This window comes from Cupriavidus sp. UYPR2.512 (assembly GCF_000379565.1).
Taxonomy (GTDB): Bacteria; Pseudomonadota; Gammaproteobacteria; order Burkholderiales; family Burkholderiaceae; genus Cupriavidus.
In genome coordinates, this window is the sequence record NZ_KB902852.1 from 317,795 (window position 1) to 343,265 (window position 25,471).

General features: G+C 69.4%; 15 protein-coding genes and 1 pseudogene. 2 read left to right on the forward strand and 14 right to left on the reverse strand.

Translation table 11 applies throughout. The annotated features are described in order from the left end of the window. Position 1: 1 nt before the first annotated feature. The 3 genes from adh to A3A5_RS0101455 form a co-directional block, all read right to left on the reverse strand. A complete protein-coding gene (gene adh, locus A3A5_RS0101445; RefSeq protein ID WP_018308886.1) occupies positions 2-1,522 on the reverse strand; it encodes an aldehyde dehydrogenase in 1,521 nt (506 codons plus the stop codon). 291 nt (positions 1,523-1,813) lie between these two features. Continuing rightward, positions 1,814-2,155, reverse strand: a complete 342-nt coding sequence (locus tag A3A5_RS0101450) for an antibiotic biosynthesis monooxygenase (protein WP_018308887.1) — start codon at positions 2,153-2,155, stop codon at positions 1,814-1,816. A 25-nt stretch (positions 2,156-2,180) separates the two neighbouring features. Continuing rightward, on the reverse strand, positions 2,181-2,810 hold the full coding sequence (locus A3A5_RS0101455) for a LysE family translocator (protein ID WP_018308888.1): 630 nt from the start codon (positions 2,808-2,810) through the stop codon (positions 2,181-2,183). 84 nt (positions 2,811-2,894) lie between these two features. Here A3A5_RS0101455 and A3A5_RS0101460 point away from each other — a divergent pair, with 84 nt between their 5' ends. Continuing rightward, positions 2,895-4,220: a PLP-dependent aminotransferase family protein gene (locus A3A5_RS0101460; RefSeq protein WP_018308889.1), complete on the forward strand. Its 1,326-nt coding sequence runs from the start codon at positions 2,895-2,897 to the stop codon at positions 4,218-4,220. A gap of 22 nt (positions 4,221-4,242) precedes the next feature. Here A3A5_RS0101460 and purU read toward each other — a convergent pair. After that, positions 4,243-5,139: pseudogene (purU, locus tag A3A5_RS37500) on the reverse strand (formyltetrahydrofolate deformylase). A gap of 31 nt (positions 5,140-5,170) precedes the next feature. Further along, complete coding sequence (locus A3A5_RS0101470; protein ID WP_018308892.1) at positions 5,171-7,666, reverse strand: FAD-dependent oxidoreductase; 2,496 nt, start codon at positions 7,664-7,666, stop codon at positions 5,171-5,173. Positions 7,667-8,048: 382 nt separating this feature from the next. On the opposite strand from A3A5_RS0101470, the gene A3A5_RS0101475 reads away from it, so the two are divergent. Beyond that, positions 8,049-9,095 carry a sigma 54-interacting transcriptional regulator gene (locus A3A5_RS0101475; RefSeq protein WP_018308893.1) on the forward strand — a complete coding sequence of 349 codons (1,047 nt, stop codon included), beginning with the start codon at positions 8,049-8,051 and terminating at the stop codon, positions 9,093-9,095. A 132-nt stretch (positions 9,096-9,227) separates the two neighbouring features. Here the strand turns inward: A3A5_RS0101475 and A3A5_RS0101480 are convergent, their stop codons facing one another. The 9 genes from A3A5_RS0101480 to A3A5_RS0101525 form a co-directional block, all read right to left on the reverse strand. Next, positions 9,228-9,830, reverse strand: a complete 603-nt coding sequence (locus tag A3A5_RS0101480; protein ID WP_157637115.1) for a hypothetical protein — start codon at positions 9,828-9,830, stop codon at positions 9,228-9,230. Beyond that, a complete protein-coding gene (locus A3A5_RS40140) occupies positions 9,827-12,232 on the reverse strand; it encodes a DUF4157 domain-containing protein (RefSeq protein ID WP_018308896.1) in 2,406 nt (801 codons plus the stop codon). Before A3A5_RS40140 ends, A3A5_RS0101480 begins: the two co-directional genes overlap by 4 nt. A 290-nt stretch (positions 12,233-12,522) precedes the next feature. Then, complete coding sequence (locus tag A3A5_RS0101495; RefSeq protein ID WP_018308897.1) at positions 12,523-15,588, reverse strand: DUF4157 domain-containing protein; 3,066 nt, start codon at positions 15,586-15,588, stop codon at positions 12,523-12,525. Further along, on the reverse strand, positions 15,585-17,021 hold the full coding sequence (locus A3A5_RS0101500) for a hypothetical protein (protein ID WP_157637116.1): 1,437 nt from the start codon (positions 17,019-17,021) through the stop codon (positions 15,585-15,587). The genes A3A5_RS0101495 and A3A5_RS0101500 overlap by 4 nt, the downstream gene beginning before the upstream one ends. 16 nt (positions 17,022-17,037) lie before the next feature. Then, positions 17,038-19,176 (reverse strand): ATP-binding protein, encoded by a 2,139-nt coding sequence (locus A3A5_RS37510; RefSeq protein ID WP_018308899.1) that lies wholly within the window; start codon positions 19,174-19,176, stop codon positions 17,038-17,040. 4 nt (positions 19,177-19,180) lie between these two features. Beyond that, a complete protein-coding gene (locus tag A3A5_RS0101510) occupies positions 19,181-20,926 on the reverse strand; it encodes a hypothetical protein (protein WP_018308900.1) in 1,746 nt (581 codons plus the stop codon). Between the two features lie 39 nt (positions 20,927-20,965). Further along, complete coding sequence (locus A3A5_RS0101515) at positions 20,966-21,214, reverse strand: hypothetical protein (RefSeq protein WP_018308901.1); 249 nt, start codon at positions 21,212-21,214, stop codon at positions 20,966-20,968. A gap of 11 nt (positions 21,215-21,225) precedes the next feature. Continuing rightward, positions 21,226-23,490 carry a hypothetical protein gene (locus tag A3A5_RS0101520; protein ID WP_018308902.1) on the reverse strand — a complete coding sequence of 755 codons (2,265 nt, stop codon included), beginning with the start codon at positions 23,488-23,490 and terminating at the stop codon, positions 21,226-21,228. Between the two features lie 12 nt (positions 23,491-23,502). After that, a complete protein-coding gene (locus tag A3A5_RS0101525) occupies positions 23,503-25,467 on the reverse strand; it encodes a hypothetical protein (protein WP_018308903.1) in 1,965 nt (654 codons plus the stop codon). Positions 25,468-25,471 lie beyond the last annotated feature (4 nt).

The following is a 25,471-nucleotide window of genomic DNA, read 5'->3' on the forward strand; positions in this document are numbered from 1 at the left end:
GTCAGAAGAACCCGAGCGCGTTGGGGCTGTAGCTCACCAGCAGGTTCTTGGTCTGCTGGTAGTGGTCCAGCATCATGCGATGGTTCTCGCGGCCGATGCCGGACTGCTTGTATCCGCCGAATGCGGCATGGGCGGGGTAGGCGTGGTAGCAGTTGGTCCACACGCGCCCCGCCTGGATGCCGCGGCCCATGCGGAATGCGCGCGCGCCGTCACGGGTCCACACGCCGGCACCGAGCCCATAGAGCGTGTCGTTGGCGATGGCCAGCGCCTCTTCCTCATCCTTGAAGGTGGTCACCGATACCACTGGCCCGAAGATCTCTTCCTGGAAGATGCGCATCTTGTTGTGGCCGGCGAATACAGTCGGCTTGACGTAGTAGCCGCCCGCGAGGTCGCCGTCCAGCACGTTGCGCTCGCCGCCGGTGAGGCACTGCGCGCCTTCCTTGCGGCCCAGGTCGATGTACGACAGGATCTTCTCCAGTTGTTCGGCCGACGCCTGCGCGCCGATCATGGTGCCGGTATCGAGCGGATGGCCCTGGCGGATCGCGGCCACGCGCTTGAGCGCGCGCTCCATGAAGCGGTCGTAGATCGATTCCTGGATCAGCGCGCGCGACGGGCAGGTGCAGACCTCGCCCTGGTTCAGCGCGAACATGGCAAAGCCTTCCAGCGCCTTGTCGAAGAAGGCGTCGTCGGCGGCCAGCACGTCTTCAAAGAAGATGTTGGGCGACTTGCCGCCCAGCTCCAGCGTCACCGGGATCAGGTTCTGCGACGCATATTGCATGATCAGCCGGCCCGTGGTGGTCTCGCCGGTGAAGGCCACCTTGCTGATGCGCGGGCTCGATGCCAGCGGCTTGCCGGCTTCCAGGCCGAAGCCGTTGATCACGTTGATGACACCCGGCGGCAGCAGATCGCCGATCACCTCCATCAGCACCAGGATCGACGCGGGCGTCTGCTCGGCGGGCTTGAGCACCACGCAGTTGCCGGCGGCCAGCGCCGGGGCCAGCTTCCAGGTGGCCATCAGCAGCGGGAAGTTCCACGGGATGATCTGGCCGACCACGCCCAGCGGCTCATGGAAATGGTAGGCAATGGTGTCGGCGTCGATCTCGGAGATGCCGCCTTCCTGCGCACGGATGCAGCCGGCAAAGTAGCGGAAGTGGTCGACCGCCAGCGGCAGGTCGGCGGCGGTGGTTTCGCGCACCGGCTTGCCGTTGTCGATGCTCTCGGCCACGGCCAGCAGCGTCAGGTTGGCCTCGATGCGGTCGGCGATGCGGTTCAGGATATTGGCGCGCTCGGTGGTGGAGGTGCGCGCCCACGCGGCCTTGGCGGCGTGCGCGGCGTCCAGCGCGGCGTCGACATCCTGCTGGCCGGAGCGCGGCACGCGCGTGAACGGCTTGCCGGTGATCGGCGTGACCGATTCGAAGTACTCGCCGCCGGCAGGCGGCACCCAGGCGCCGCCGATGTAGTTCTCGTACTGCTGCTTGTAGGGGTTGCTGACGCCCAGCTGGGCGATTTCGGCCATGTTCATGTCTCGCTCCGTTCAGTGATGTCTGTAGTGTCGTCACGGCGTGGACGCCGCGCGCACCGCAGACAGATTGCAAAAGCTGTGCCGGGGACGGAATCGGAGCAAAAACGCGGAATTTGGCGGGGCGCGTGCCAATGGCACGGGTGGGATGTGTCACGCGCCGGCACGGCTGTGTCAGCGCGTGACACCGGGTGTTCCGGAATGGAACACCCGGGGCAGGGTCCAGGTATTCATGCAGGAAGTCGACGGCGTGCGGCCGGCCGACCAGATATCGGCCGGGCAGGGTGACTGCGTTTACCCCCGCGGCGGCTGGCGCCGGCTGTCGGGCACGAAGTGCAGGAGCGAACCGTCGCCATAGGCGCGCTGCACTTCGGATATCACCACGTGATAGCCGTCATACCACTTGCGGTACTGGCGCTTGGCGTCCAGATGCCGCGGGTGGGTGGCGAAGGCCTGCAGGGAGTCCTTGTCCCGCCAGTAGTAGCTGGCGTTGGAGAGCTGGCCATCTGGCGAGCGCCAGGACTCGGCACCGACAAAGCCGGGTATGCCGGCCGCGATCTCGTCGATCAGGGCGCTAAGGCGGTGGAACTCGTCATCGGCCTGGCCGGGCCGGTAAATAAAGGCTGCGATATACATCCAGGGCTCTGCGTGGGAAACGGGTTCAGGACGGGCGTGAGGTCAGCACCAGCCGCAGCGCCAGCAGCACCAGCACGGCTGCCAGGCCGCGCGACTGCAGTGTTGCCGCCCTGGGATGGCGAGACAGGAAGCGGCGCACGGTGCCGCCAGCCGCTCCGAGCAACGCATGGAACACGGTGGCGAGCACCGTCAGGACTACGCCGAGCACGAGCAACTGCTGGGTCACGCTACCCTTGCCAGGTTCCACGAACTGCGGCAGGAAGACCATGAAGAACAGCAGCGCCTTGGGATTGAGCAGGCTGTTCAGCATGGCGCGCACAAACACCGAGCGCAAAGACGCTTGCGTTACCACTGCCTCGTTCAGCGTGAGCGGCTGCCGGAGCGCCTTGACCGCCATCCACAGCAGATAGGCCGCGCCGGCATAGCGGATCAGGTCGAACGCCGGCGCCCACGCCATGACCAGGGCGGTGATGCCGGTGGCTGTCAGGACCGTGAGGATAAGGTCGGCTACGGCAATCCCCAGTGCCGTGGCAACGCCGCCCCGAGGGCCGTGGGTGATGCCATGTGCCATCACGAATGCCATGTTCGGGCCGGGTGACAGCAGCAGGAGCATTACTGCCGCCGCGAAGATCGACAGGGTGGTCAGGGCAATCATGTGCAGGAAATGGTTAGCGTTGACTAGGCATGCAGGCTATTCTGGAGGCCTGATACACGCAAAGAATTGTTCTAGATACAAAGCATGGCCCACGCACGCTACAAAGCCATCGTTGACGAGATTGCCGCGCGCATTCACAGCGGCGACCTGCCTCCGGGCACGCAACTGCCGACGGTGCGCGCGCTGATGAAGCAGTACCGTGTGGCGCTGGCAACGGCTGCACGCGTCTACGTCGAGCTGGAGGCCGTCGGGCTGGCGGTCGGCGAGACCGGCAGGGGCACCTTCGTGCGGGATACCTCGCTGCCGCGCGGCCTGGGGCTGGAGCAGCATCCGGTGCGCGCAGGCGCGGTGGACCTGACCTTCAACTACCCGTCGCTGCCCGGACAGGTTGAACTGTTGCGCGACGGTTTGCGCAGCATCGCGGCCTCGGGCGACCTTGACGCGCTGCTGCATTCCGCGCCGCAGGGCGGGCGCCCGCACGAACGGCAGGCCGTTGCCCGGCACCTGCGCAACCGCGGCATCCGGGTGCCGGGCAGCCAGGTGCTGATCGTCAACGGCGCGCAGCAGGGCCTGGCGGTGACGGTGATGGGGCTGCTCAAGCCCGGCGACGTCGTGGCGATCGACGCGCTGACGTATCCGGGCATGAAGGCGCTGGCGCAGTCATACCGGCTCGACCTGGAACCGTTGCCGGCGACCGCCGCGGGCCTGGACCTGGAGCGCCTTGCCGCGCTCTGCAAGCGGCGTCCGGTGCGGGCGGTCTACACCATGCCGACCATGCACAATCCGCTGGGCTATGTCATGAGCGAGGCGGACCGCGGCCGCCTTGCGGCCTTGGCGCAATGGCATGATCTGCTGATCATTGAAGACGGTGCCTACGCCTTCCTTGCCGAACCGGCGCCGAAACCGGTGTTCACCTTCGCGCCAGAGCGGACCGTCTACGTCTCGGGCCTGTCGAAAAGCGTGGCATCGGGCCTGAGGATGGGGTTCATCGCGGCGCCCGGGCACCTGGTGCCGGCACTGGAACGCGCCATTCGCGTGTCAACCTGGAACACGCCTTCGCTGACCGTGGCGCTCGGCTGCCTGTGGATCGAAGCCGGCACGGTCGATGACCTGGAAGATCGCAAGCGCAAGGACGCCCGGCGCAGGCAGAGCCTGGCGCGGCGCATCCTGCGTGGCTGCCGCGTCACGGCGCACCCGTCTTCGTACTACCTGTGGCTTGAACTCGCGGAGGACCTGCGCGCCGACCAGGCCGCGGCCGCGCTGGAACACGAGGGTGTGCTGGTGACGACGGCCGAGCCGTTCGCGGTCGGCGCGAGCGTGCCGCATGCGCTGCGGCTGGCGCTCGGATCGATCTCCATAGATGCGCTGGAGCAGGCCTTGCGCAAGGTCCGGCGGGTGGTGGCCGGCTGAAGCGGCGGCAAAGGCGGGCGCTTCAGCGGAACACCAGCGTCCTGCCGCCGTTGCGCAGGACCCGATGTTCCGCATGCCATTTCACCGCCCGCGCCAGTGCCACGCATTCCACGTCGCGTCCGATGGCGGTCAGCTGCGCGGCGTCCATGGCATGGTCCACGCGCGCGACTTCCTGCTCGATGATGGGGCCTTCGTCGAGGTCGCCGGTCACATAATGGGCTGTGGCCCCGATCAGCTTGACGCCGCGCTCATAGGCTTGCGCGTAGGGGCGCGCACCCTTGAAGCTGGGCAGGAAGGAATGATGGATGTTGATGGCGCGGCCCTCCAGGCGGCGGCACACTTCGTCGGACAAGACCTGCATGTAACGGGCCAGGACGACCAGGTCGATACTGTAGTCGCAGACCAGGTCCCACAGTCTCGCTTCCTGCGCGGCCTTGCCTTGCGGCGTGGCATTGAGCAGGGGCAGGTGATGGAACGGGATGTCGTAGCTCGCCGCAAGCTAGTAGAAGTCCTTGTGGTTGGAGACGATGGCCGGAATCTCGATCGGCAGCTGGCCGGTGCGGTAGCGGAACAGCAGGTCGTTCAGGCAGTGGCCGATCTTTGACACCATCAGCATCACGCGCGGCTTGCGCGCGGCGTCGTGGAGGGACCAGTCCATCTCATGCGCGGCCGCCACGCCCGCCAGCGTGCCGCGCAGGGCAGCGAGCGCCTCGCCGGCATCCTGGCCTTCGGGCAGCGGCCGCTGGAAGTGCACGCGCATGAAAAACCGTGCGCTGTCGCGGTCGCCGAACTGCGCGGAATCGACGATATTGGCGCCGGCCTCCACCAGCAGGGCCGAGACGGCATGGACAATGCCGGGACGGTCGGGGCACGACAGCGTCAGGATGTAGCTGGCGGTTTCAGTCTGGATCACTGGCATGGGCACTCCGGTATCCGCTTGGCATCGATGTTCAGGCCTTGGTCCGTTCGCTGGCCGGATCGTACGGCGCGCGCAGGTGGATGCGCGCAGGCAGCAGTTCCCCGGCCAGGTCTACGTGATACTTGCCGCCCTCGATCCATGCCGCGTCGGCCGGACCATCGTCGCGTGCCAGCAGCCCCATGCCCACCGGACAGCCAAGGGTGTGGCCGAACGCGGCCGACGTCACGAAGCCGGCCGGGCGCACCGTGCCGTCCCGGGCGGTGCGCAGGATCGCCTCGCCGCCCCAGAGCATGGCCTCGCTGGCGCCGTCCAGCGTGACCACGGCAACGCGCCGCCGCACCTGCGCGGCACCGCCGGCAGCGCGCAGCTTCAGCAGCGCTTCGCGCCCGCGGAACGGGATGTCCGTGCTCAGCTTGCAGGCAAACGACAGCCCGGCCTCGAACGGATGGATATCGGTGGTCAGTTCGCGGCTCCAGGCGCGGTAGCCCTTCTCGAGGCGCAGCGATTCGATGGCGTAGTAGCCGGCGTTGACCAGTCCGAAACGTTGTCCGGCTTCGTGCAGGGTTTCATAGACGCCCACCGCGAATTCCACCGGGACGTACAGTTCCCAGCCCAGCTCGCCCACATAGGTCAGGCGCGTGGCGCGCACCGTGGCATAGCCCAGATCGATCTCTCGCGAGGTACCGAAAGGGAACGCCGCGTTGGAGAAATCGGCCCGCGACATGCTCTGCAACAGCTCGCGCGAGCGCGGGCCCATCACGGCCAGCACGGCGTACTGGCCGGTGACATCGACCATCGCGCAGCGCTTGTCGGCGGGAATCAGGCGCTCGATATAGTTGAAGTCGCGCGTGGTCTGCGCCGAGCCGGTCACCAGCAGGTACTGGTCCTGTGCCAGCCGCGTCACGGTCAGGTCGGATTCATAGGTGCCGCGGTCGTTGAGCATGGCGGTGTACACGGTCTGCCCCGGCGGCACGGCCACGTCGTTGCTCATCACGTATTGCAGCACGGCCTCGGCATCGGCACCCTTGACGATGTACTTGGAGAACGAACTCATATCGAACAGCGCCACCGCCTCGCGGCAGGCACGGTGTTCCGCGCCGCTCCACGGCAGCCAGTTCTGCTGCCCGAACGCGTAGCGGATCTCGGGCGATTGTCCGGCTGGCGCGAAGAAGTTCGGCCGCTCCCATCCCATCTTGCTGCCGAAATTGGCGCCGGCGGCATGCAGGTGGGCATAGAGCGGCGAGCGGCGGAACGGCCGCGCCGTATCCAGTTCCCGGTTGGGCCAGGGCATCGCGTAGTGCAGGCCCAGCGTCTCCTTGACGCGGTCGTGCAGCCAGCTTTCGTTGCCGTTGAAGCCGGCAAAGCGGCGGATATCGACCGGCCACAGGTCCATGGTCGGCTCGCCCGCCACGATCCATTCCGCCAGCGCCATGCCGGCGCCGCCGGCAGACGCGATCCCCATTGAGTTGAAGCCCGCGCCCACGTAGAAATTGCGCAGCTCTGGGGCTTCGCCGAGGATGAAGTTGTTGTCCGGCGTGAAGGACTCGGGCCCGTTGTAGAACTGCCTGACCTGTGCCGACTCCAGTGCCGGGACGCGGATCAGCGCGTTTTCCATCAGGATCTCGAACTGGTCCCAGTCATCAGGCAGCAACTGGAACTCGAACGGCTCAGGAATGCCCTGCATGCCCCACGGCTTGGCATTGGGCTCAAAGCCGCCCATGACCAGCCCGCCGACTTCCTCCTTGAAGTAGATGAAGCCGTCCGGGTCGCGCATCACCGGCAGGTCAGGGTGCACGCCGGCGACGCGCTCGGTCACGATGTAATAGTGCTCGGCCGAGTGCAGCGGCACGGTCACGCCGCACATCTGGCCGACCTTGCGCGCCCACTGGCCGGCGCAGTTGACGACGATCTCGGCGCCGATGGGGCCTTCGTCGCCGGCCTTGTTGCGCCAGCTCACGCCAGTGGTGCGGCCGTCGCGGCTGTGGATGGCGGTGACCTTGGTGTCCTGCACGATCACAGCGCCGCGTGAGCGCGCGCCACGTGCCAGCGCCTGGGTCAGGTCGGTCGGGTTGGCCTTGCCGTCGCCCGGCAGCCACACCGCGCCGTGCAGGTCGTCGGTACGCATCACCGGCCAGAGTTCGCCAGCCTGGGACGGGGAGATGACCTCGCATTCCACGCCATAGGCCCGCGCCACCGCCGCGGTACGGCGCAGTTGCGTCATGCGCTCCGGCGTACGGGCTACCGACAACGACCCGCACTGCTTCCAGCCGGTGCCAAGGCCGGTTTCCGCTTCCAGCTCGCTGTAGAGGCGGGTTGAGTAGCGGATCAGCTTGGTCATGCTCTCTTGCGCGCGCAGCTGGCCGACCAGACCGGCCGCGTGCCAGGTGGTGCCGCATGAAAGCTGACCTTGCTCAAGCAGCACCACCTCCTTCCAGCCCAGCCTGGTCAGGTGATAGGCGACGCTGCAGCCGATGATGCCGCCGCCGATGATGACGACGCGGGATTGGGCGGGGAGGGGTGGGGTCATGGGTACCTCGGCGCAGGGTAGGTCAAGTCCCAATGCTACGCCACAAAATGCCAAATAACAACACAAAACACAACATGACGGATGGCGCACCGGCGTCGCGACTTGGGGTGAATGACAGCCGAAAATCTGTTCTCAAGTAGCGAAAGACGCAGGCACGGATCGTAACTTGGTCTAACTTTCCTCTAATCCTTTGATTAAAAAAAGAAAACCCACGTAAGGGCTGATCTGCCGGAAACTAAATTGCGTTTCGTCCGCCATGGGCTAGTGTGTAGCCATCTCGCCGCGTTCGCTGCTGCTCTGCACAACGGGTCGAGTCGAGGCATTTGGGCCGTCGGCGCTGCCATGCTTGTCAGTGCGCCGCCGCGCACCGGGGGAGGAAAGGATGTCTCCGCATCAGGAAATCGCGCCCGGCGCCATGCCGCCGGCGCTGGAGGATCGCGTCATGCCCGCGGGCGAGGACGCCGGCGGATTGCTGGGGTCCAGCCACGTGTTCCGGCAGGCCTTGGCCGTGGTGGCCCGGCTGGCGCGCGTGGAGGTGCCCGTGCTGATCGTCGGCGAGACCGGTACCGGCAAGGAGCTGGCGGCGCGCAGCTTGCACTACGCCGGCCGGCGGGGCGATCGCCCCTTCGTCCCCGTGGATTGCGGCGCCTTGCCCGAGACCCTGTTCGAGAGTGAACTGTTCGGCCACGTGCGCGGCGCTTTCACCGACGCGCGGCGCGATGCCGCTGGCCTGGTGACGCAGGCCGAGGGCGGCACGCTCTTCTTCGATGAAGTCCACGCGCTGTCCCTGCGCAGCCAGGCCGCATTGTTGCGATTTCTGCAGGATTTCCACTACCGGCCGCTGGGCGCGGCGCAATGCCGCCGCGCCGACGTGCGCATCGTCGCTGCCACCAACCGCGATCTGAAGCAGGGCGCCGAGGACGGCTGGTTCCGTGAAGACTTGCTGTACCGGCTTAACGTGGCCAACGTGCGCATGCCCAGCCTGCGCGAGCGGCCCGAAGACATTCCCCGCCTGGCCGAACTGTTCATTGCCCGCTTCTGCACCCGCTACGGCTGGCCCGGCTGCCATTTCGACGAGGCCTCGCTGGCCTGGATGCTGGCGCAGCCCTGGCGTGGCAACGTGCGCGAGCTGGAGAACTTTGTGCAGCGCTGCCTGCTGTCATGCGACGGAAGCATCGTGCACGCCGAAGGCTGTATCCCGGTGCCATGCGCGGCACGCGAGGGCGGCAGCGCCGCCGCCGGTTGCGGGCAGCCTTTCAAGCAGGCACGCGACCAGGCGCTGGCGGCATTCGAAGCGGCCTACCTGCGCGCCGCGCTGGCGCGCAGCCGCGGCAATGTGTCGGCAGCCGCGCGTGAGGCGGGCAAGGAGCGGCGGGTGTTCGGGCGTTTGTTGAAAAAGCACGGCATCGACCGCGCCGAATTCTGCTAATGGCGCTGCCGGCGAGGCTCAGGCGAGCGCGCGCTCGGCGGTAGCGAGCAGCGTGCCGAGCGGTATACGGGGCATCGCGTGGTGCGGGTCCATGGGATGATTGCCAGCAGCATTGCTGCGTAGCCAGGCACGCTACCGGGCAGCCGGTCCGCCAGCCGTCGTGGTGAGCGCTTGCTGGATCGCGTACCGTTGCGCCTCGTCCAGGCTGGCCGGGTCCGGACCCGCCAGCCAGCGCAGCAGCGGCACGGCACCCGCTTCGGCATAGAGCTCTGCTTCCAGATCGAACGCCTGGCCTGCAAGGCGCAGGCGTGCCGAAATCCGGACCGGGGCGGCGCCGCTGCACCGGATCGACAGGACTTCGAGCGGCACCTGCGCGGCGGCGGCTTCGAGCCGTGCGCGCTCGTCCCGGGCAAGCGTTCGCAGCGGGAACGGGGGCTCGGCGGCGCGCACCTCGTCGCTCAGGTCGCAGGGCAGGGGAATGGCTTCGCCGGCGTCGATGCGCTCCAGCAGTGAGATCACCGCACGCTGCGAGGGCGGGTGCAAGCCGAGCAGCCATGGCAGTTCGACGTGTTCGATCAGGCCAAGCTCGCGCTGCGCGAAATCCAGCACGACACGCAGGCGGTGGCCACCGAAGCGCAACCGGGCGGCAAGCTGCGTGGGCACCTGAAGGTCGCGCGTGACGGCGTCGACCACTAACAGGATGGGATCCGGGGAATGGGGGGCTGTCGGGCTCATTTCCGTGGGAAGGAAAGCACTGCGTCTCCTGTCGGCTGCATGGCCAGCAGTTCGTCCGCGCTGACCATGGTGGAGGCCTGGCGGGCAGGGTCGCGGATCAGGAGCATGCCTTCGGCACTGACTTCATCCACCACGATCCAGTGGTTGCCCCCGCGCACGCGCAGGATGATGCTTGATTCCGTGCTGCCAAGGAAACCGCGCATGGTCTCGCGCAGGCCGTCCGCAGTCGACATCGGGTAGCTGTTGGAAATCGTACCACCGATCCAGCGGCGGCCCGCCACCGGTGCCACTTCCTCCATTGCACTGCTCAGCCCCGAGGTCTGGAAGCCACCCGCGCTCAATTCCTGGCCGTCGGCAATGACGGGGTGCTCGAAGAAGCGTGTCGCGGCGATCTGCTCCTGGCTGGCTTCCACGCCCAGGCGCCCGGCCGCCATCTCGCCGCAGGCCGCTCCGCACCAGTTCGATGCCTTTTGCTGGACATGGGGCAGGCCGCCCTCGAAGGCCGCCCCGCCTTCGCTGGCACCACCGGCGCCGGGGGGCAGCAGGGTGCGGCTTTCCAGCACGCGCATGCCGCCGCTGCCGGTCGACTGATAGGCAGTGGCAGTGCCATCGCGCATGATGATCAGCACGTCGGGGCGATCGGCGACGGTCGCCACCAGCGAGCCATCCTCGGCCACTGTGATGACGTACTTGCCGCGCTGTACTGTCTGTCCGGCCCGCAGCAGCGCCAGGCTACTTTCCAGTGAGGCTTCGCCCATGCGCGAGGCTGCGCCCATCATCCGGCCGGTGCCGCCGGCCACTGCCAGCGGCGCCAGAGCGACACTGGCGAAGCCACCCACGACCATCGTGCCGCCGCTTTCCTGCTGTTCCCGGGTAAAGACGTCGTCAGCGCCGATGCCCAGCAGGTATGCCTGGCCGATACGCATCATCTCCTCGCCCTTGACGGCGCCATAGACGCCCAGGCCGGCTTCGAGCGCGCCCAGCGCCATCAGGCCCGCCGCCGAGGTTGGCGGGAAGATGGTCAGCAGCAGGGCGGCTATGCTCAGCAGGCCGACCACGATGCCTTCCACCTTGGCCCAGAAGGCGTGATCGTCCATTTCCTGCTGGATCGCGTCGCGCACCTCCGCGTCGGCCGCCGGCAGCAAGTCGCGAACGATCGGCCCGAAATGCTCGTAACCGACCTCACCGGCGCGGATCATGCGGATCAGTTCGGCGTACCCTTCCTTGCGCTCGGTGATGGCGGTGTCGATGGTATGGCGAAGCGCTTCGACGGAGTCTCCCTCGAGTTCGGTCAGGATCGAATCCGGCAACACCTTGTAGCCCTGCGGTCCAAGGGCCTGCAGGACGGGCCGCACCCGTTTCATCGCGCGGGGAACATCGGCCGGGTCAGGGAACAGCTGGTTCAGGCGTCCCTCCAGCGTGCCTGCCGGCGGTTGGTAGCCCGCTCCGCCCGGTGCCTGGACCGTGGCGCTGCCGCTGATCCAGTCGGACATCGCGCGTGCGCTGTCCGGCGGCGGCGAGGCGCTCCACCGCAAAGCCGGAAACGCCGTGCCTGAGAACGGTCCCGGAGCGGCCAGGCCCGCACGCCGCTCGTTGGGCGACAGCCACTCGGGCCCGCCCAGCGCCGAGCGCTCTGTGCGCGTACCCCATGCCTGGTTTTCGATGTGACACCCGGTGCAGGCGCGATAGCGTCCAACGGCCTGGTGGGCGCGCAGCTCGCGCACCATCGGATCGCGGATGTCCTGCATCTCGTTGTAGGCGCGCAGGCCGCCGCTCTGGATCATGCCAACGCTGGCGAGATCGGTGGCAGGTATGACCTTGTCGATCAGCACTGCCCACAAGTCGAGGTTGCGCTGATTGCCGATCAGGCGGTGGATCGCGGTGGTCTTGACCAGCTGCTTGAATGCGCTCATGCGCTCGTCGAAGCTTCCGCTCAGGTTCAGGGCGGCCGGCTGCCCTGCCTGTGCGGAGGCGGCCGGCACCGGAGTGTCCTCGCATACCTGCGGCTCGTCGGTTTCCGCGCTGCAGACCAGGTCGCTTCCGGGGGAGGCCTCCTGGCTGGCCGATTCCTGCCGCCGCAGTACCGGGTGTGCATGCGCCGCGCCGGTGGCCTGCACCACATGCGCCAGTTCGTGCCCCAGCAGCCGCCGGCCCGTGCCGGTGTCGGGCCGGTACTCGCCGGCGCCGAAGGCAATGGCCGGGCCGAGGGCGAAGGCTCGCGCGTGCAGTTGTGCGGCGCTGGCGGCGGTATCCGGGTTGTCGTGCACGCGCACTGCGGACAGGTCGGCCTGGTAGCGCGCTTCAAAGAAGCTGCGCTCGCACTGGCCAAGTGGCTGCGCAGGGCCGAGCGATAAGCCCGGCGAGTCGTGCAGCAGGCTCTGGCTGCGTGGCTTGCGGCGCAAGACTGCGTTGCCGGCAGCGAGGCAGGCGGGGCAGGGCGGCTGCCCTGGCGTACAGCTGCAGCCGGCATTGGCGAGCGGCTCAGGGGCGTCGCCCGTGACGTCGCGGGTGGTCCGTACCAGCCCATGACTGGCCAGGTCCTGGTGCGTCTGATTGTCGAGCCGCGCACGGGGTGCCGGGGCAGCAGTATGATGAGACTTGCCCGCCATTGGCCTGGTGGCCTCGCGGGCATCTCCGGCCTGGTGGCGGCCCCCGGATGTCGCAGCGTGCCCCGCTGGTTTGCCGGCGTGGCTCATGGCAGCTTGTTGTGCGCCAGGATGCCGCCGGCGAAATAGGTGTGGGTGCCCGTCACCGAAAGGTCGTAAACGGCCCCGGCCGGCGCCGCGACGGTCACGGCCTGCAGCCGGGCGCCCACTACTGCCGGTACGCGTTCGGCAGATGAAGCGATCCACAGGATGTCGCCGGGCCGCAGGTCGCCTGCCGGAATCCATCCGTGCGGGCCGCGCAGCTTGTGGGCGGGCGTGACCTGCACTGGCGCCGCGTTGTCCAGTTGCAGCCGCAGCATCAGTGCCGGCGCTGCCTGGTGGACCGCGCTGACCAAGCAGGTTTCCAGCCGCTGCAGCCGCTCGTTGTAGCTCAGCACCGCATCGCCGATCGCGATCTCGGCGATACGCCGCTCGCTGCCGTCGGCCAGCCGCACTGGCGTTTCGGCCTCGAAGCAATTGAATATCACGGAGTTGAAGCCGCCAGGCGCGCTACCGGTCCAGGGCGAAGCCGTCGGCAGGGGCGTGCAGCCCGCCTCATGCGCATCCCAGTCTTCGCGCCCGCCGGGGACCAGCTTGTCGCCGACATAGTAGAGCGCGCCCCCGACCAGCAAGCCGACAATGAAGCCCACCGGCCCGCCGACCGCCGTGCCCGCGGCCGCACCGGCCCAGACGCTGCCGCCGCCCAGCGCCGCCGACCGCGTCATGCGGGTGCCGACCTCCAGCGCGGAATGCTCGCGCTCCTCCAGCAGCCCCATGCTGATCCCTTCGACGAACATCGCGCCGACGCTGCCGCCGCCGAAGCGCCCTGCACCGGTGATCAGCCCTGGCGTCAGACGCGATGCGCCGGTGGCCGAGATGTCGCTCAGCATGGAACGGTTCAGGCTGGATATCAGCAGTTGTTCGGTCAGCGCGCCGGTACCGCCGCCCGCGCCGCCCAGCCCGCCGGAGGTGGCCAGCTCACGCCCCCAATCGGGATGCGCCGACGGATTGAGCAGGATCACCACGCCATTGGCCAGCACCGCCACCCCTGCTCCAATGCCTGCGCCGGTCAGCGTTGCCCCACCGCCCGCACGGAAGTCCCCGACAGCAAGGCTGCGGCGTAGTTCCGGCGTGACCAGCGGTTCGAGTTGCGCGGCGGTCAGCCCGCGCGGGCCACCCTCCGTGGTGGGAGCGAGCGCGCCCTCAGGCATCACGCCGCTGAGCGGATTGAGGAGTTCACCGCCGCGATAGAGAAAGGCGCGGGTGGTTCGTGCGTTGCGCACTTCCACGGTCAGTTCGGGGTAGAGCTCGGCGAACTGCTGCAGCACCCCGGCGCGCCCCTCGCCGGCGCCCGCCGCGCATGACGGGCAGGGCTCCTGTTCGACCATGACGAAGACAGTCCTGCCGCGCAGGTTCTCGCGCGTCAGCACGCCGCGCCTGAGCATGTCCTCGATCGCCAGCCTGAGGTTCTCCAACGCAACGTGTTCGGCGTGGTTGACCGCCGTCGGGTTTGCGGCCACCAGCACGCTGCCGCCCGTGGTGCCCGGCGTGCCGCGCAGCGCGGGCGGCAGCGCTTCGGCTGAGGCACCGACAAAGTTGCGCCCTGCCAGGCCGGGAATGTCTGTCTGCGCGACAGCTGCAGTGCCGCCGCGCACGGCTTCGGAACTGCCGATCGGGTCGATGCGCGCGGGCACGCCTGGCGCTCTGCGATAGTTTCCCAGCAGGCGGCGCATGGCTTCGGCACGGGCGGGATCCAGCGCCGGAGGATTGAGCATCAGGTCCAGCTGCATGTAGGCCGGTTGCCTGAGGAACCAGTCAGGGCGGTCAAACGGTGATGCCAGCGCGCCCCCGCATACCAGCGGGGTTTCGGCCGGAAACGCGGGGGGGCTGAACAGGCGCAGCATGTCGACGGGACGGTTGTAGAGCCCGCCGGCAGCCATGGTGCTGCCCAGGCCGCCGCTCTCGGGCGCAGACCCGAACATCCGCAGCTGGAAGGTGTGGGCGTTTACGCGCTCCACGTTGTGCGTGAGCAGGAAGCGGTCGAACTGGTCGCGCGTCATCAGCGGCAGGGCGCCGCGGTCCGGCGCGCCCGCGGCCAGTGTGCCCGGCACGGCGACGACCTGGAAGCTTCCGGCCTCGCCGTCGACAATGTGGTAGAGCTGTTCGGGCAATGCCGACGGCATCGTCGCCAGCCAGGCATGGCCCAGATCGACGCGGCGGTCGCGCTCGGCGATCAGGCGGCGCTGCAGGTTGCGGTAGTCGAAATACCCGTCGGCGCCGCGCCCCCGGTTGACCACGCTGAGCGCATGGCTGTATTCGGCCAGCAACTGGTAGTTGGTCAGCGCGCGCACGTCGACGGCACACGGATTGAAGTCGGTCGCGTGCTCGACATGGGCCGGGCCCGCCATCGAGCTTTGCAGAGCCTCGGCCGGTGGCGCGAAGCTGGCATTCGCGTCCACCGGGGTCATGCTGGGCCCGGTCTGGCGCCGGATGCCGCCGTGGCCCTGCGCCACGTGCGCCAGCTCATGGCCGAGCAGGTGCCGGCCGGAAGCGGTATGCGGCTGGTACTCGCCGGCTCCAAAAGCGATACACGTGCCGAGGCTGAAGGCACGCGCGTTCAGCCGCGCGGCACTGCCGGCGGCTTGCGGATTGTCGTGGATCCGGACCTCGGACAGATCGGCGCCGTAGCTCGTTTCGAACATGGCGCGCTCTGCGGCGCCGAGCGCACGACCGCTACCAAGCAGTGGTGCCGATGGCTGGGGCGGTGGTGGGTCCGGCCCGCGCGGCTTGCGCCGGATGCCGGCTGCGGCGCCCGCCTGGCAAGCGGGGCAAGGCGGCTCGCCCGCGTTGCAGGTGCAGCCGGCCGGTGTGCCAGCCAGCGCGGCGTCGGCCATGCGGTCGGCTTGCGCTTCGAGCGGGTCGTCGGCCGCGCCAACCGTCAGCCGCGCACGCAGCTCGCCACTGGCATACAGTGCTTGCAGGGCAAGGTTGTCGCCCGTCGGCTGCAGCCTTGCGGCATGAGCGCTATGCGTTGCCGCTGGCGCGGGTGCGTCTGCGGCACGCTCGGCGCCGCGCGCCACACGGTCCGGCGCCTGTGTGCGGCCTGGATTCATGGCACTTCTCCGCCGTGGAAGATGTCGTAGTAGGCCTGCACGTTGTCCGGCAGGGGCTGCCCGTTGATCTCGGCCATGGTCGCGGCCATCTCGTAGTAGTCCTGCACGCTCTGGCCGTTGGTGGCAGCCGAGTTGAACCACGCCGAGGCTTCCATGAACCGGTCCGGGTCCGCCAACAGCTCGCCGCCTTCGACGAGTGCGTCGCCGACATCGCGGCCGATCAGCGCGCCGAGCATGCCGCCCACCACGCCGCCTACCAGGGTAGTGCCGATCATGCAGTAGAAGGCGGCCGGGCCCGTCTCCGCGCAGACGACGGCGCGGCCGAGCATGCCCGACAGCGTGCCGCCGACGAGATTGCCGGTCCAGCCGCCGGCCTCCTCGATCACGACCTTGGTGCGTTCGCTGCCGGGCTCCGCTGCGGCGATGCGGCTGGCGCTGTGCCACGCGCCGTAGACCAGCAGCACCGTGCCGCCCACCCGGATGACGCCGCCGGCCAGGATCGAGGGGCCGACGCGGGCGCGCGCCAGGCCGGGCGGAAGCCCCTCGTTGCCGGAGAAATAGCGGTCGACCGGATCCAGGAAGCGTCCTTCGGCGCCGGGCTCCGGAACGAAGGGCAGGGGCTCCTTCGGCTCAAGCCCCAGCGCGTTGCGGTGTTGCGACTGCGGCAGGTTGACGCAATTGGTGGTCGGCGGCGAGCAGCCGCCGCCAAAGGCTTCGGCAAATGCGGCGCTGCCCTCGGGGGGCGGGCTGAACGTATAGGTCTTGCCGGCGTACTCCGGTACCGACGACTTCATGTACTCGGAGAACGCCGCCGGATCCACCATCGGATCAGTGCGGTAGACCACGGTGGCGCTGGGGTTGTACTTGAACATCCAGTCGTTGGCGTAGGATCCCGGCACGCCGCGGTTGAGCGTGGTGGTGGCGCCGGGAGGATAGAACAGCTTGCCCAGCGGAGTGGCAAGGGGACTGGTCCAGCGATTGCGTTCCATTGCGGAGAAGAAGTGCCGCCAGAAGCCGGCGCGAAAGCCGCGCATATCGGTGATCACGCCGCCACGCACCGAGAAGTCGGAGACATGAGCGCCTTCCCACAGGATGCCGGTGGTATCGGGCAATCCGGCCATAAGAGACGGTGCCGGGCACACCATGCCGTAGCCTGCGGCATTGAGCATCGCCTGCATCGGCGTGTACTCGTTTTCCGGCACCGTCGAGGCGTCCAGCCCCGTGTGCTGCTGGAATTCTTCCAGCGTCATGGCCTGCACATCCAGCGGATCACCGCCGGTGAGCGCGGCAGGGTCCGCCTTTGCCTGGTAGATGGCCTGGGCACTCTGGTTGTCCAGGGGAGCGGGCTCGTGCGTACCCGCCGGCGGCTTGGTCGCCGGGCCGGGTCCGCTGAGATTGGCCGGGCGCGGCAGCCAGGTGGGGTACGCAGGCATCAGCGGCGCCGCGCCTTCAGGCGCGCCCCCCATTGCTGGCAGCCTGGTGCGCGCGCAGGCGCGCCGCCGTGCCAGGGTCCCCATGCTTGGTCTGCCGCCGCGACAGCGCCCGCATCAACTGCGCCATTCCCACCGCACTGCCTTCGCCGGCGGCCAGGAAGGCGGCCTCCAGCGCAATGGTCTGGATGTCCCCACCCGTCAGTTCGAACTGCTCGGCGACAAACGCATAGTCGATATCCGCCGCCAGCGGTACGCCGGCCGGGAACATCCCGCGCCATAGCTGCTCGCGTAGGGCCGCGTTGGGGCGCCCGAACTCTACGGTGTAATGCATGCGCCGCGCAAAGGCAGGATCAAGATTCTTGGGCAGGTTGCTGGCCAGGATGACCACGCCGTCGTGCGTTTCCATCCGTTGCAGCAGATAGGCCACCTCGATATTGGCGTAGCGGTCGTGCGCGTCCTTGACCTCGGCGCGTTTGCCGAGCAGGGCGTCGGCTTCGTCGAACAGCAGGATGGCGTCGGCGTCTTGCGCGGCGGTGAAGATGCGCTCCAGGTTTTTCTCGGTCTCGCCGATGTATTTCGAGACCACGCTGGCCAGGTCGACGCGGAACAGATCCAGCCCGGCATGGTTGGCCAGCACCGAGGCCGCCATGGTCTTGCCGGTGCCGGAGGCGCCGGCAAACAGCAGCATCAGCCCGGCGCTGCGGCCAGTGCGGCGCTGCATGTTCCAGTCGCGGAACACCTGCTCGCGGCAGGCGATGGCGGCGGCGATTTCCTGCAGCAGTTGCAGCGTGGTGGCGGGCAGCACCAGTTGTGGCCAGCGGTGCGGTCGCGTGGCGAGCTCGGCCACCTGCGCCAGCCCCTGCGCGGCGAGCTGGCGCGCGGCGCGGTCGAGCGCGTCCTGGTGGGTGGCGATGGCGGGGTCGGCGGCGCGCAAGGCCTGCGCCGCGCGCGCGGCTTGCCGGATGCGCGGGCCTGACAGCGAGAAGCGCGCGGCGAGCGCGCTTGCCATGGCTTCGGCCGACAGCCCCGCGTCGGCAAGCCGGGCGTCGTGGATCGCGTTGGCCCAGTCCTGTGCGCGTTCGGTGCTGCTGGCCGCAGGCAGTGCGAAGGTGGTCAGCGGCAGGCGCGACAGCGCGGGCGTGGCGCGCCAGTTGGGCGGCACCAGCCACAGCACATCAAGGCCGGCGCAGAGCGCGCGCTGCAGCGCGCCGGCCAGGCGCTCGTCCGCGGCGGCGTCGCGGCCGGTGCCGGCGTTGTCGTGCAGCACCAGTGCGGCGTGCGCGAGCCGGGCGCTCAGCATCGCGGCCGTGCCAGCCAGCAGGGCGTGCGGCGCCAGGTGCAGCGCGTGGCGGCCACGGCGGGCCAGCAGGCGGCACGCCCAGCCAGCCTGGCGGTCGGGGTCGTCGCTGCGGCAGGCAATCAGCTCGCCGGGCGCGCATGGCATGGTGCCGGCATCGGCAGCGATGGGTTCGAGCCAGAGGTGGCCTGCATCGGCATGCTCATGCGCCGCGGGCGCGATGCCGAGCAGGAACTGGGCGACCGGCTGGGCCAGCGCCAGGCCCTGGCCCAGCGCGCTGCGCTGATCCCCGCTGTCGGCCAGCACAACAATGCCGGCCGCGGCCAGCGCGTCGATGCGGCTGCGTAGCGCCGCGGCGTCGTGCGGGACCACGTCGGCGCCGAGCAGCCGACGCACCAGGTCGACGGTGGCGAACTTGCGCGCGATGTCGTTGTTCAGATAGGCGTAGAGCGTCTCATAGCGCAGGTCAAGTTCGGGCGCGAGCACGATAAAGAGCAGTTCCAGGTCAGCAGGCGCCAGTGCCAGCCGCTCGCCCAGCAGTGCCAGCGGCGAGCCGGCGTTGAAATGCTCGCGCCACTGCGCGGCCTGGCGCGTCAGCGCGCCAGAGGGATCGGCGCCGCCCGGGCCGGCGTGGCTGGCCTGCTGGCGCAGCAGCGCATCGACCTGGCGATCGGAGATATAGAGGCCGCGCAGCTCGTCGAGCGACAGCTCATAGCGCGCACGCAGGCGCAGGATCTCGCGCTCGACCAGGCAGTCCAGCCACAGCCGTTCGTTGCCGAACGGATGCGCCTGCGGCCACGGTGGCGGCATCGGGGCTTGCGGGCCGCCGGCAATGAGCGGGTCGAGATTGCGGCGCATGGCTTCACTCCGTGCAGTGCAAGGCCAGCTGGCGCTGGTCCGGCCAGGCCAGGCGCAGCCGCGCCATGCCGTTCAGGCTCAGCAGCACGTGCAGGGGCGGCCGGCGCAGCACAAGGGTCCAGGCCGCGCCGCCGCCGTCGAGGCTGGCTTCGCCCCGCGGGTCGAGCACATTGGCGAACAGGTATGGCAACGTGCAGCAGGCCGCGCCGGGAATGCGGAAAGCGGTGCGTCGCAGCGCCGCCTGCGCCAGCGTGGCGAAGACCTCCTGCCAGGCCGGTGGCAGCGCCGCCAGCACCGGGCCGGCGGACAGCAGCGCAAGATCCTGGCGCAGCAGGCGCGTGAGGCGCAGCCGCAAGGCGAATGACAGCGGGGCCGATGCAGCCAGCTCCGCCGGTGCGGCATGCAGGCGGCAGGCGCTGCCGGGCTCGACCCATACTTCCGTGCGCTCCGTGCGGGCCGTGCCCGTCGGCACTCGTAGCCGTGCGGCACCGGTGAAGGCACAGCGGTGCAGCGCGGCGGCCAGGGCCAGGCCAGGCGGGCCGGGGTCCGCAGCGGCCAGCCAGTCATGCAAGGCCGCCAGGTCAAAGCCAGGGGCCACCCGCAGGAAGGTGCGCCAGAAAGGATCGCGCCACACCCGTTCGCCACGATGGCCCGCGGCGACCGCCAGCGCCAGCAGCGCAGCAAGGTCCCGTGCGCTGCCAGTGTCGGCCGGTGGCGCGGGAAGTGTGGCCGGCCAGCCGCTTGCCAGCAGGTCGTGCAGTGCCGGCAGCAGCCAGGCCAGGCCGCCGAAGGGGGCATCCAGATGGTCGGGCGTTGCTCCCGGCGCGGTGCGCGCGTGGTCGAATTGAACCTGACGTGCCTGCGCGGCCAGCTCCGCGCTGGCTGCGCGAACCGTCTGGGGCGTGGTGGCGAGCAGCAGCAGCCAGTCGGGGTCCGTGCTGGCAGTGGCCGGCGTCTTCGCGTCGATGGTGCCGTGCATTGCCATGCGGGCCAGCTCGCCGGCAGGCATGTCCTGTGGCATCGACAGCAGCGCAGCGAGCCAGCACAGCGCGCCGATCCCGGCCCGCCGCGGTGCGCTTGCGTGTGCCAGCAGCCACAGCGCCAGCAGCGGCGCATCGATGCGGCCCGGCGCGGCGTGCAGCCATGGCGTGACCGCTGGTTCCGCAAGGACCATGTCGGATGCCGAATCTTCCTGCTCGTGCCAGTGCGACAGGATGCGTATGGCTTCGCGCTCGCCCAGCATCGGCAGCAGCAAGGGCCAGGCGGCCTCGCCCAGCAGTGCCAGCGTGGCGCGTCCCGTGGCCGCGTCGTCGGTCAGCAGCGTGCGGATGGCAGCTGCGGCCGGCAGCACGCGCAGGCCGGCGAAGCGGTGGTAGAGCCAGTTGTCCCAACCGTCGCCGCGCAGCAGTTGTTCGATGAAGCACGCATGGTAGGCGGCGCGCGAGGGCAGCTGCACGGCGTCGCCGGCAGGATCGGCCAACGCGCGGGCAAAGGCCAGCGCCAGCTGGCGCGACCAGTGCTGCACGAGCCGGTCGGGCGGGCAGGCGGTATCGAGCTCGCAATCGATCTCCAGGCGCGGCAGCAGCACCACGGCCTGGTCATCCAGGCCAAGCGCGTCGAGGTGGGCGGCCAGTGCTTGCGCCAGTTGCGGCGCCAGCTGGTCGAGCGCATGGCCGAGCACGCCCGGTGCAGGATGCGAACCCGGCACGGTGTAGTCGTTGTGCCAGTGGCGGATGCGAAGCTCGGTCATGGCAGCGCTCGAATGCCGTTGGTGGACTGCAATCCGTGCTCAGCGGTCTCCCGGCGCCGGGCTGGCTGCGGGCGTAACCGGTTCATCCGCGGTTGCCAGCAGCTCCTCCAGCACCTGCGCCGCGCCGCCGATGCGCAGCAACTGCTCGCGCAGCGTGGCGGCGCGCGCCTCGGCCTCGGCCAGCAGGCGCTGGCCCGTGCCGTATTCGCTGCGCAGCGTGGCCAGGCGCGCCTGCAGCAGGCTGCGTTCGATCGGCACGGCGGCTGCAGCGGGGGTGGCGTGGTCCATGGCGGCTCCTTTCAGGCGCGGGGCCCGTAGGCGATAAAGTGGAAGTCGTTGTCGACGAAGGTGCCTTCCGATGGCGGCGTGGTGTCGCGCGCGACCAGCGTGAAGCCGCCCGTGCCGACATTGCGCACGGTGGCCACCTGGTCGTTGTTGGCCGAGTCGACCAGGCTGGCGACGATCACCGGCGTGCTGGTAAAGCCTGGCGAGAAGGTCACGCTGTAGTGGCCGCTGCTGGTGCGCGTGGCACTCCAGCCGGTCGCGGCGGAGCCGCCGCCGGCGGCGACTTGTCCGGCCACGATGCGCATCTCCGCCAGACCGCCCACCGCAAAGTAGTCGCCGTTATCGCCAAGCCGGATCGCGCCGCGCACTTCCAGCGCGCTGGCCGGCGCCGCGGTGCCAAGGCCCATGCGGCCGGCCGGGGTCACGGTCAGCTTGTCGCCGTTGCTCCACAGCCGCGCATTGCCGCCGCTGGCGTACCAGACCCAGCGCTCGCCGTTGGCGGGGTTGTTGATGAAGGCGCCGGTCTCGCGGTTCTCGAACGAGTAGCCGGCGCCGCCGCCCCCGCTGTGGATCTCGTTGCCGACCACATGCAGGGTGCGCGACGGCGTCAGCGTGCCGATGCCCACGCTGCCGCCGGACAGCGCCAGGTCGGGCGAGTTGCTGCGCGCCTGGCCGATCCAGCTCGAGAACTGCGCCGCGGCCTCGTTGCCGTTCCCGACTTGCTGGAACTGGACGCGGGGCGGATCGTCGAGGTCGCTCAGCACCAGCAGCGGCGCCAGCTGCGGGCCGTACTGGAACCAGGCCTGGCCGGCGTCCGGCGCGGCGCTGTTGCCCATCTGCAGCCACTTGCCGTTGCCAACGGCATTGCCCTGCGGCGACGGCACCTGCTGGATGTCGAGGCGTGCACCTGGCGTCAGGGTGCCGACGCCGACATTGCCGCTGGCCGCCTCGATAAACAGGTTGCTCAGCGTGGGGTCGGCCTGGGTCACATTGAGGCCGTTCTTTGCCGGCCCCATGTTGATCTGCCACGCCAGCGCGCCGCCCGTGCCTTCCAGCCCGACCAGGCCGCCGTTAGTGGCGATCGCGCGTACCGTCAGTGGCAGGGCCAGCGTCTTGTCGGTGCTGCCGATGCCGACATGGCCGTCGTGCTGGATGGCCACGCCGGCGGTGTAGCTGAAGCCGATCGCGCAAGGGTCGGTGCCGGCCGGGGTGGCGGCGCCGATGGTGAGCCGGGTCGGGCCGGCGGTGCCTTGTGGCTGGCCCAGCAGCAGCTGCAGGTCGACCCCGTCGACGGCACCGGGCGCGACGCGCTGGAGCGCGGTGACGGTGCCCTGCGCCAGGTAGTCGGTGCCGCCGGCATCGACCCACTCGGCGCGCGTGCCGTAGAAGCGCAGGTGGCCGCGTGCGCGGGTGTCGGCGTCGAGCCAGACCGGCTCGCGGAAGCGGGGCGTGTCCGGATCGGCTGCGCAGAAGATGAGGTCGCTCTCGGTGGGCTGGTCAGCCTGGCACAGTTGCTCCACTGGCGTGCCGGCGCCACGGGGGATAAAGCGCCCGCGCAGCCGCAGCAGTCCGCCGGTGCCATGCAGCGCCTCGCCGATCCAGCCCGAGTGCCGGCGGAACAGGCGCGACTGCGTGGCGCTGGCCTGCGTGGGCTTGTGCAGCACGCCGCCCTGCCACAGCACGCGCCCGACCGGGATCAGCCACAGGTTGGGATCGTCTTCGCCCGGAAAGCGCTGCGCCGGTGCGGAGCCGTCCGGCGCGACGGGCTGCTTCGGCAGTTGCGCGCCGGGGGCCTCCCGCGCATCGCTGTAGCTGTCGTCGCCCAGCGCGACGCCACTCCGGCGGGTCTCGATGGTCTTGCGCTCGCCAACCTCGACCAGGAAGGACTCGATCACGCGCGCATAGGCATCGCTGGCGCCGCACACCTCGAAGCCGGGGCGCACGCCCTGGCCGGCGGACTCGTCATAGCGGATCCACACATTGACCAGGCCGGCGGGCTGCCCGGCGAGCAGGCCGGCGTCGAGCGCGAAGGGCTCGGCGACCACGATGGCGCGGCCATAGCCGTCGGTGGCCAGTCCAGGCGTCAGGTAGGCCTCGACCGTACCTTGCGGCGAGTCCTGGTAGACCAGCTCGATGCCGGAAGCGATGCCCCAGCTGTGGCTGCCCAGCTGGTGGCGCGCCAGCAGCGTGCTGAAGTAGCGCAACAGCGCCTGCAGGTCTTCGGCGCCAAGGTACTGGCCTTCGAAGAAGCGCGGCCGCTCGGCAAATTCAGTGGTCATGGCGCATTCCTCCTAGCCGGGTTTGCGGCCGCTGCGCTTGGTGGCCGGCTTCGGCGCGGGCCTGGCCGCCGCCTTGAGCCGTTCGATCTCCGCTGCTTGCGCCGTGACGCTGTCGCGCAGCGCTTCCATCTCGGTCCGCAGAGCGGTCATGGCATCAGGTGTGACGGATTCGGGTGCCGTCCCGGGTGCCGCGCCGGTGAAGGCCGTGGCGCGCAGCGACAGGCCCAGTGCGGCATCCAGCAGCGGTGCGATCGCGGCCGCGGCGGCCGGCCGCATCAGCTGGTTGGCGATCACGAACTGGGGCAGGTTGGCAGTTTCCGCGGGGGACAACCGGTCCCGGCCGTTGCCGGCGCTGCCGGGCAGCATCATGCTTTCGGCCAGCGTGCTGAACTCCAGCGTCTTGCCGGTGCGCGCCAGCGCGGCGCGCAGCAGCCCGGTGGCGCTGGCAATGCGTTCGGGCTCGGCCAGCGCCGGGTTGAGCAGGTCGTTGGCGCGCTGGTAGGCGGCATTGGCCAGCTTGATGTCGGCGTTGTCGTGGTCGTCGTTGTTACCGGCCGCGGCCGCGGCCTCCGGCGCCATCCCCGCGCGCATCGCAAAGAATCCGGGCTGCGCGCCCGCCGTGGTGTCCTGCGGACGGTGTTCGGGCAGGATGCCGCCGATATCGAAGCAGCACAGCGTCTCCAGCAGCTGCCGCAGTTGCTTGCCGAAGGGCAGGATGCCCAGCCAGTATTGCAGCGCCGGGAACGTGGTGGCGAACTTGCGGTGCACGGTCCAGTTGCATACGCGCAGCACGCGGCACGACTGGGCGCTGCAGCCGCCGGCGACATGCAGCGATGCCAGCGGTACCCGCACTTCGCGCGAGGGCGGCGGGCAGGGCGGCAGCAGCGCCGAGCAGAAGCAGGAGAGCAGTGCGTCGAGCCATACGATCATCAGCAGCACCACCGCCAGGTAGATGGCGCCGGCGTTGGCGAGCGTGCCCGCGCCGGGGTAGGGGATGGCATTGAACTGCGCCATCAGGTCGCAGTTGTAGCTGCCGTGACTGGCGAAATAGCGTCGCAGTTGCATGCGCGCCGCGCTGACCCACTGGTACCACGCCTGCGCCTCGGCAGCGGTGGCGGGCACCTTGAGCACGCCGGGCAGCTTGGGCATCTGCGTGACCAATAGCTCGACGCAGCAGCGGAAGCGCTGCATCAGCTCGGCGTCCGGGTTGAAGGCCTGCTTGTTGTTGGCCGCGCCGCCGACGGTGCTGTCAGTGGTGCCAACCGGATCGGGGGCGTTTTCGGCAGGCTTGCGGTAGACCTCGAAGGCAAAGCCCTCGCAGATCACGGTGGGCTCGCACTGCACCGGGGCGCCGCGTGGCTTGGCCAGCGTGGCACCGTTGCAGCCGCACTTCATGCCGCCGCAGGCTCCGCCGCAGCCGCACTTGCCGCCATTGCCGCCGCAGGCGCAGCTATTGGCGGTGCAGTCCGGGGCCGGGCGCAGCGGCTTGACCCCGCGTGCCGGCGCTTCGGCATAGCGGATCGCCAGGATCCACTCCTCCTCGCTGGCGTCGCAGTGCTGAGGCGAAGGATGCTGCATCGGCTCGCACTGCTGCCACCTGTGCTCGGCGTCCTTGCAGCGGCGGATCAGCTCGCACACGTCGACACTGACCGCTTCGCACACCACGATGTCGTCGCCGCAGGGACTGAGCGCATAGCCGCAGCCGACCGCGACACCGTTGCCGCACGGATTGCAGGTGACTTCCAGGCCGTTGACCACGCCCCAGCCGTGCAACTGCCGGTTGTGCAGGCGGTGCTTGCCGCGGATATAGCCGTCGAGCCGGTTGAGGTCGTCAGCGGTGAGCACCTGGCCGGCGAAGAAGCGTGGCCGGCACAGGCATTCCAGCATGCCGCAGGTGCTGCAGACGCAGGGTTCGGGCGGGCAGGCGGTGGGGCTCTGGCCCTGGCGCCTGCGATAGAGGTCGTTCACGGTGTTCATCGCC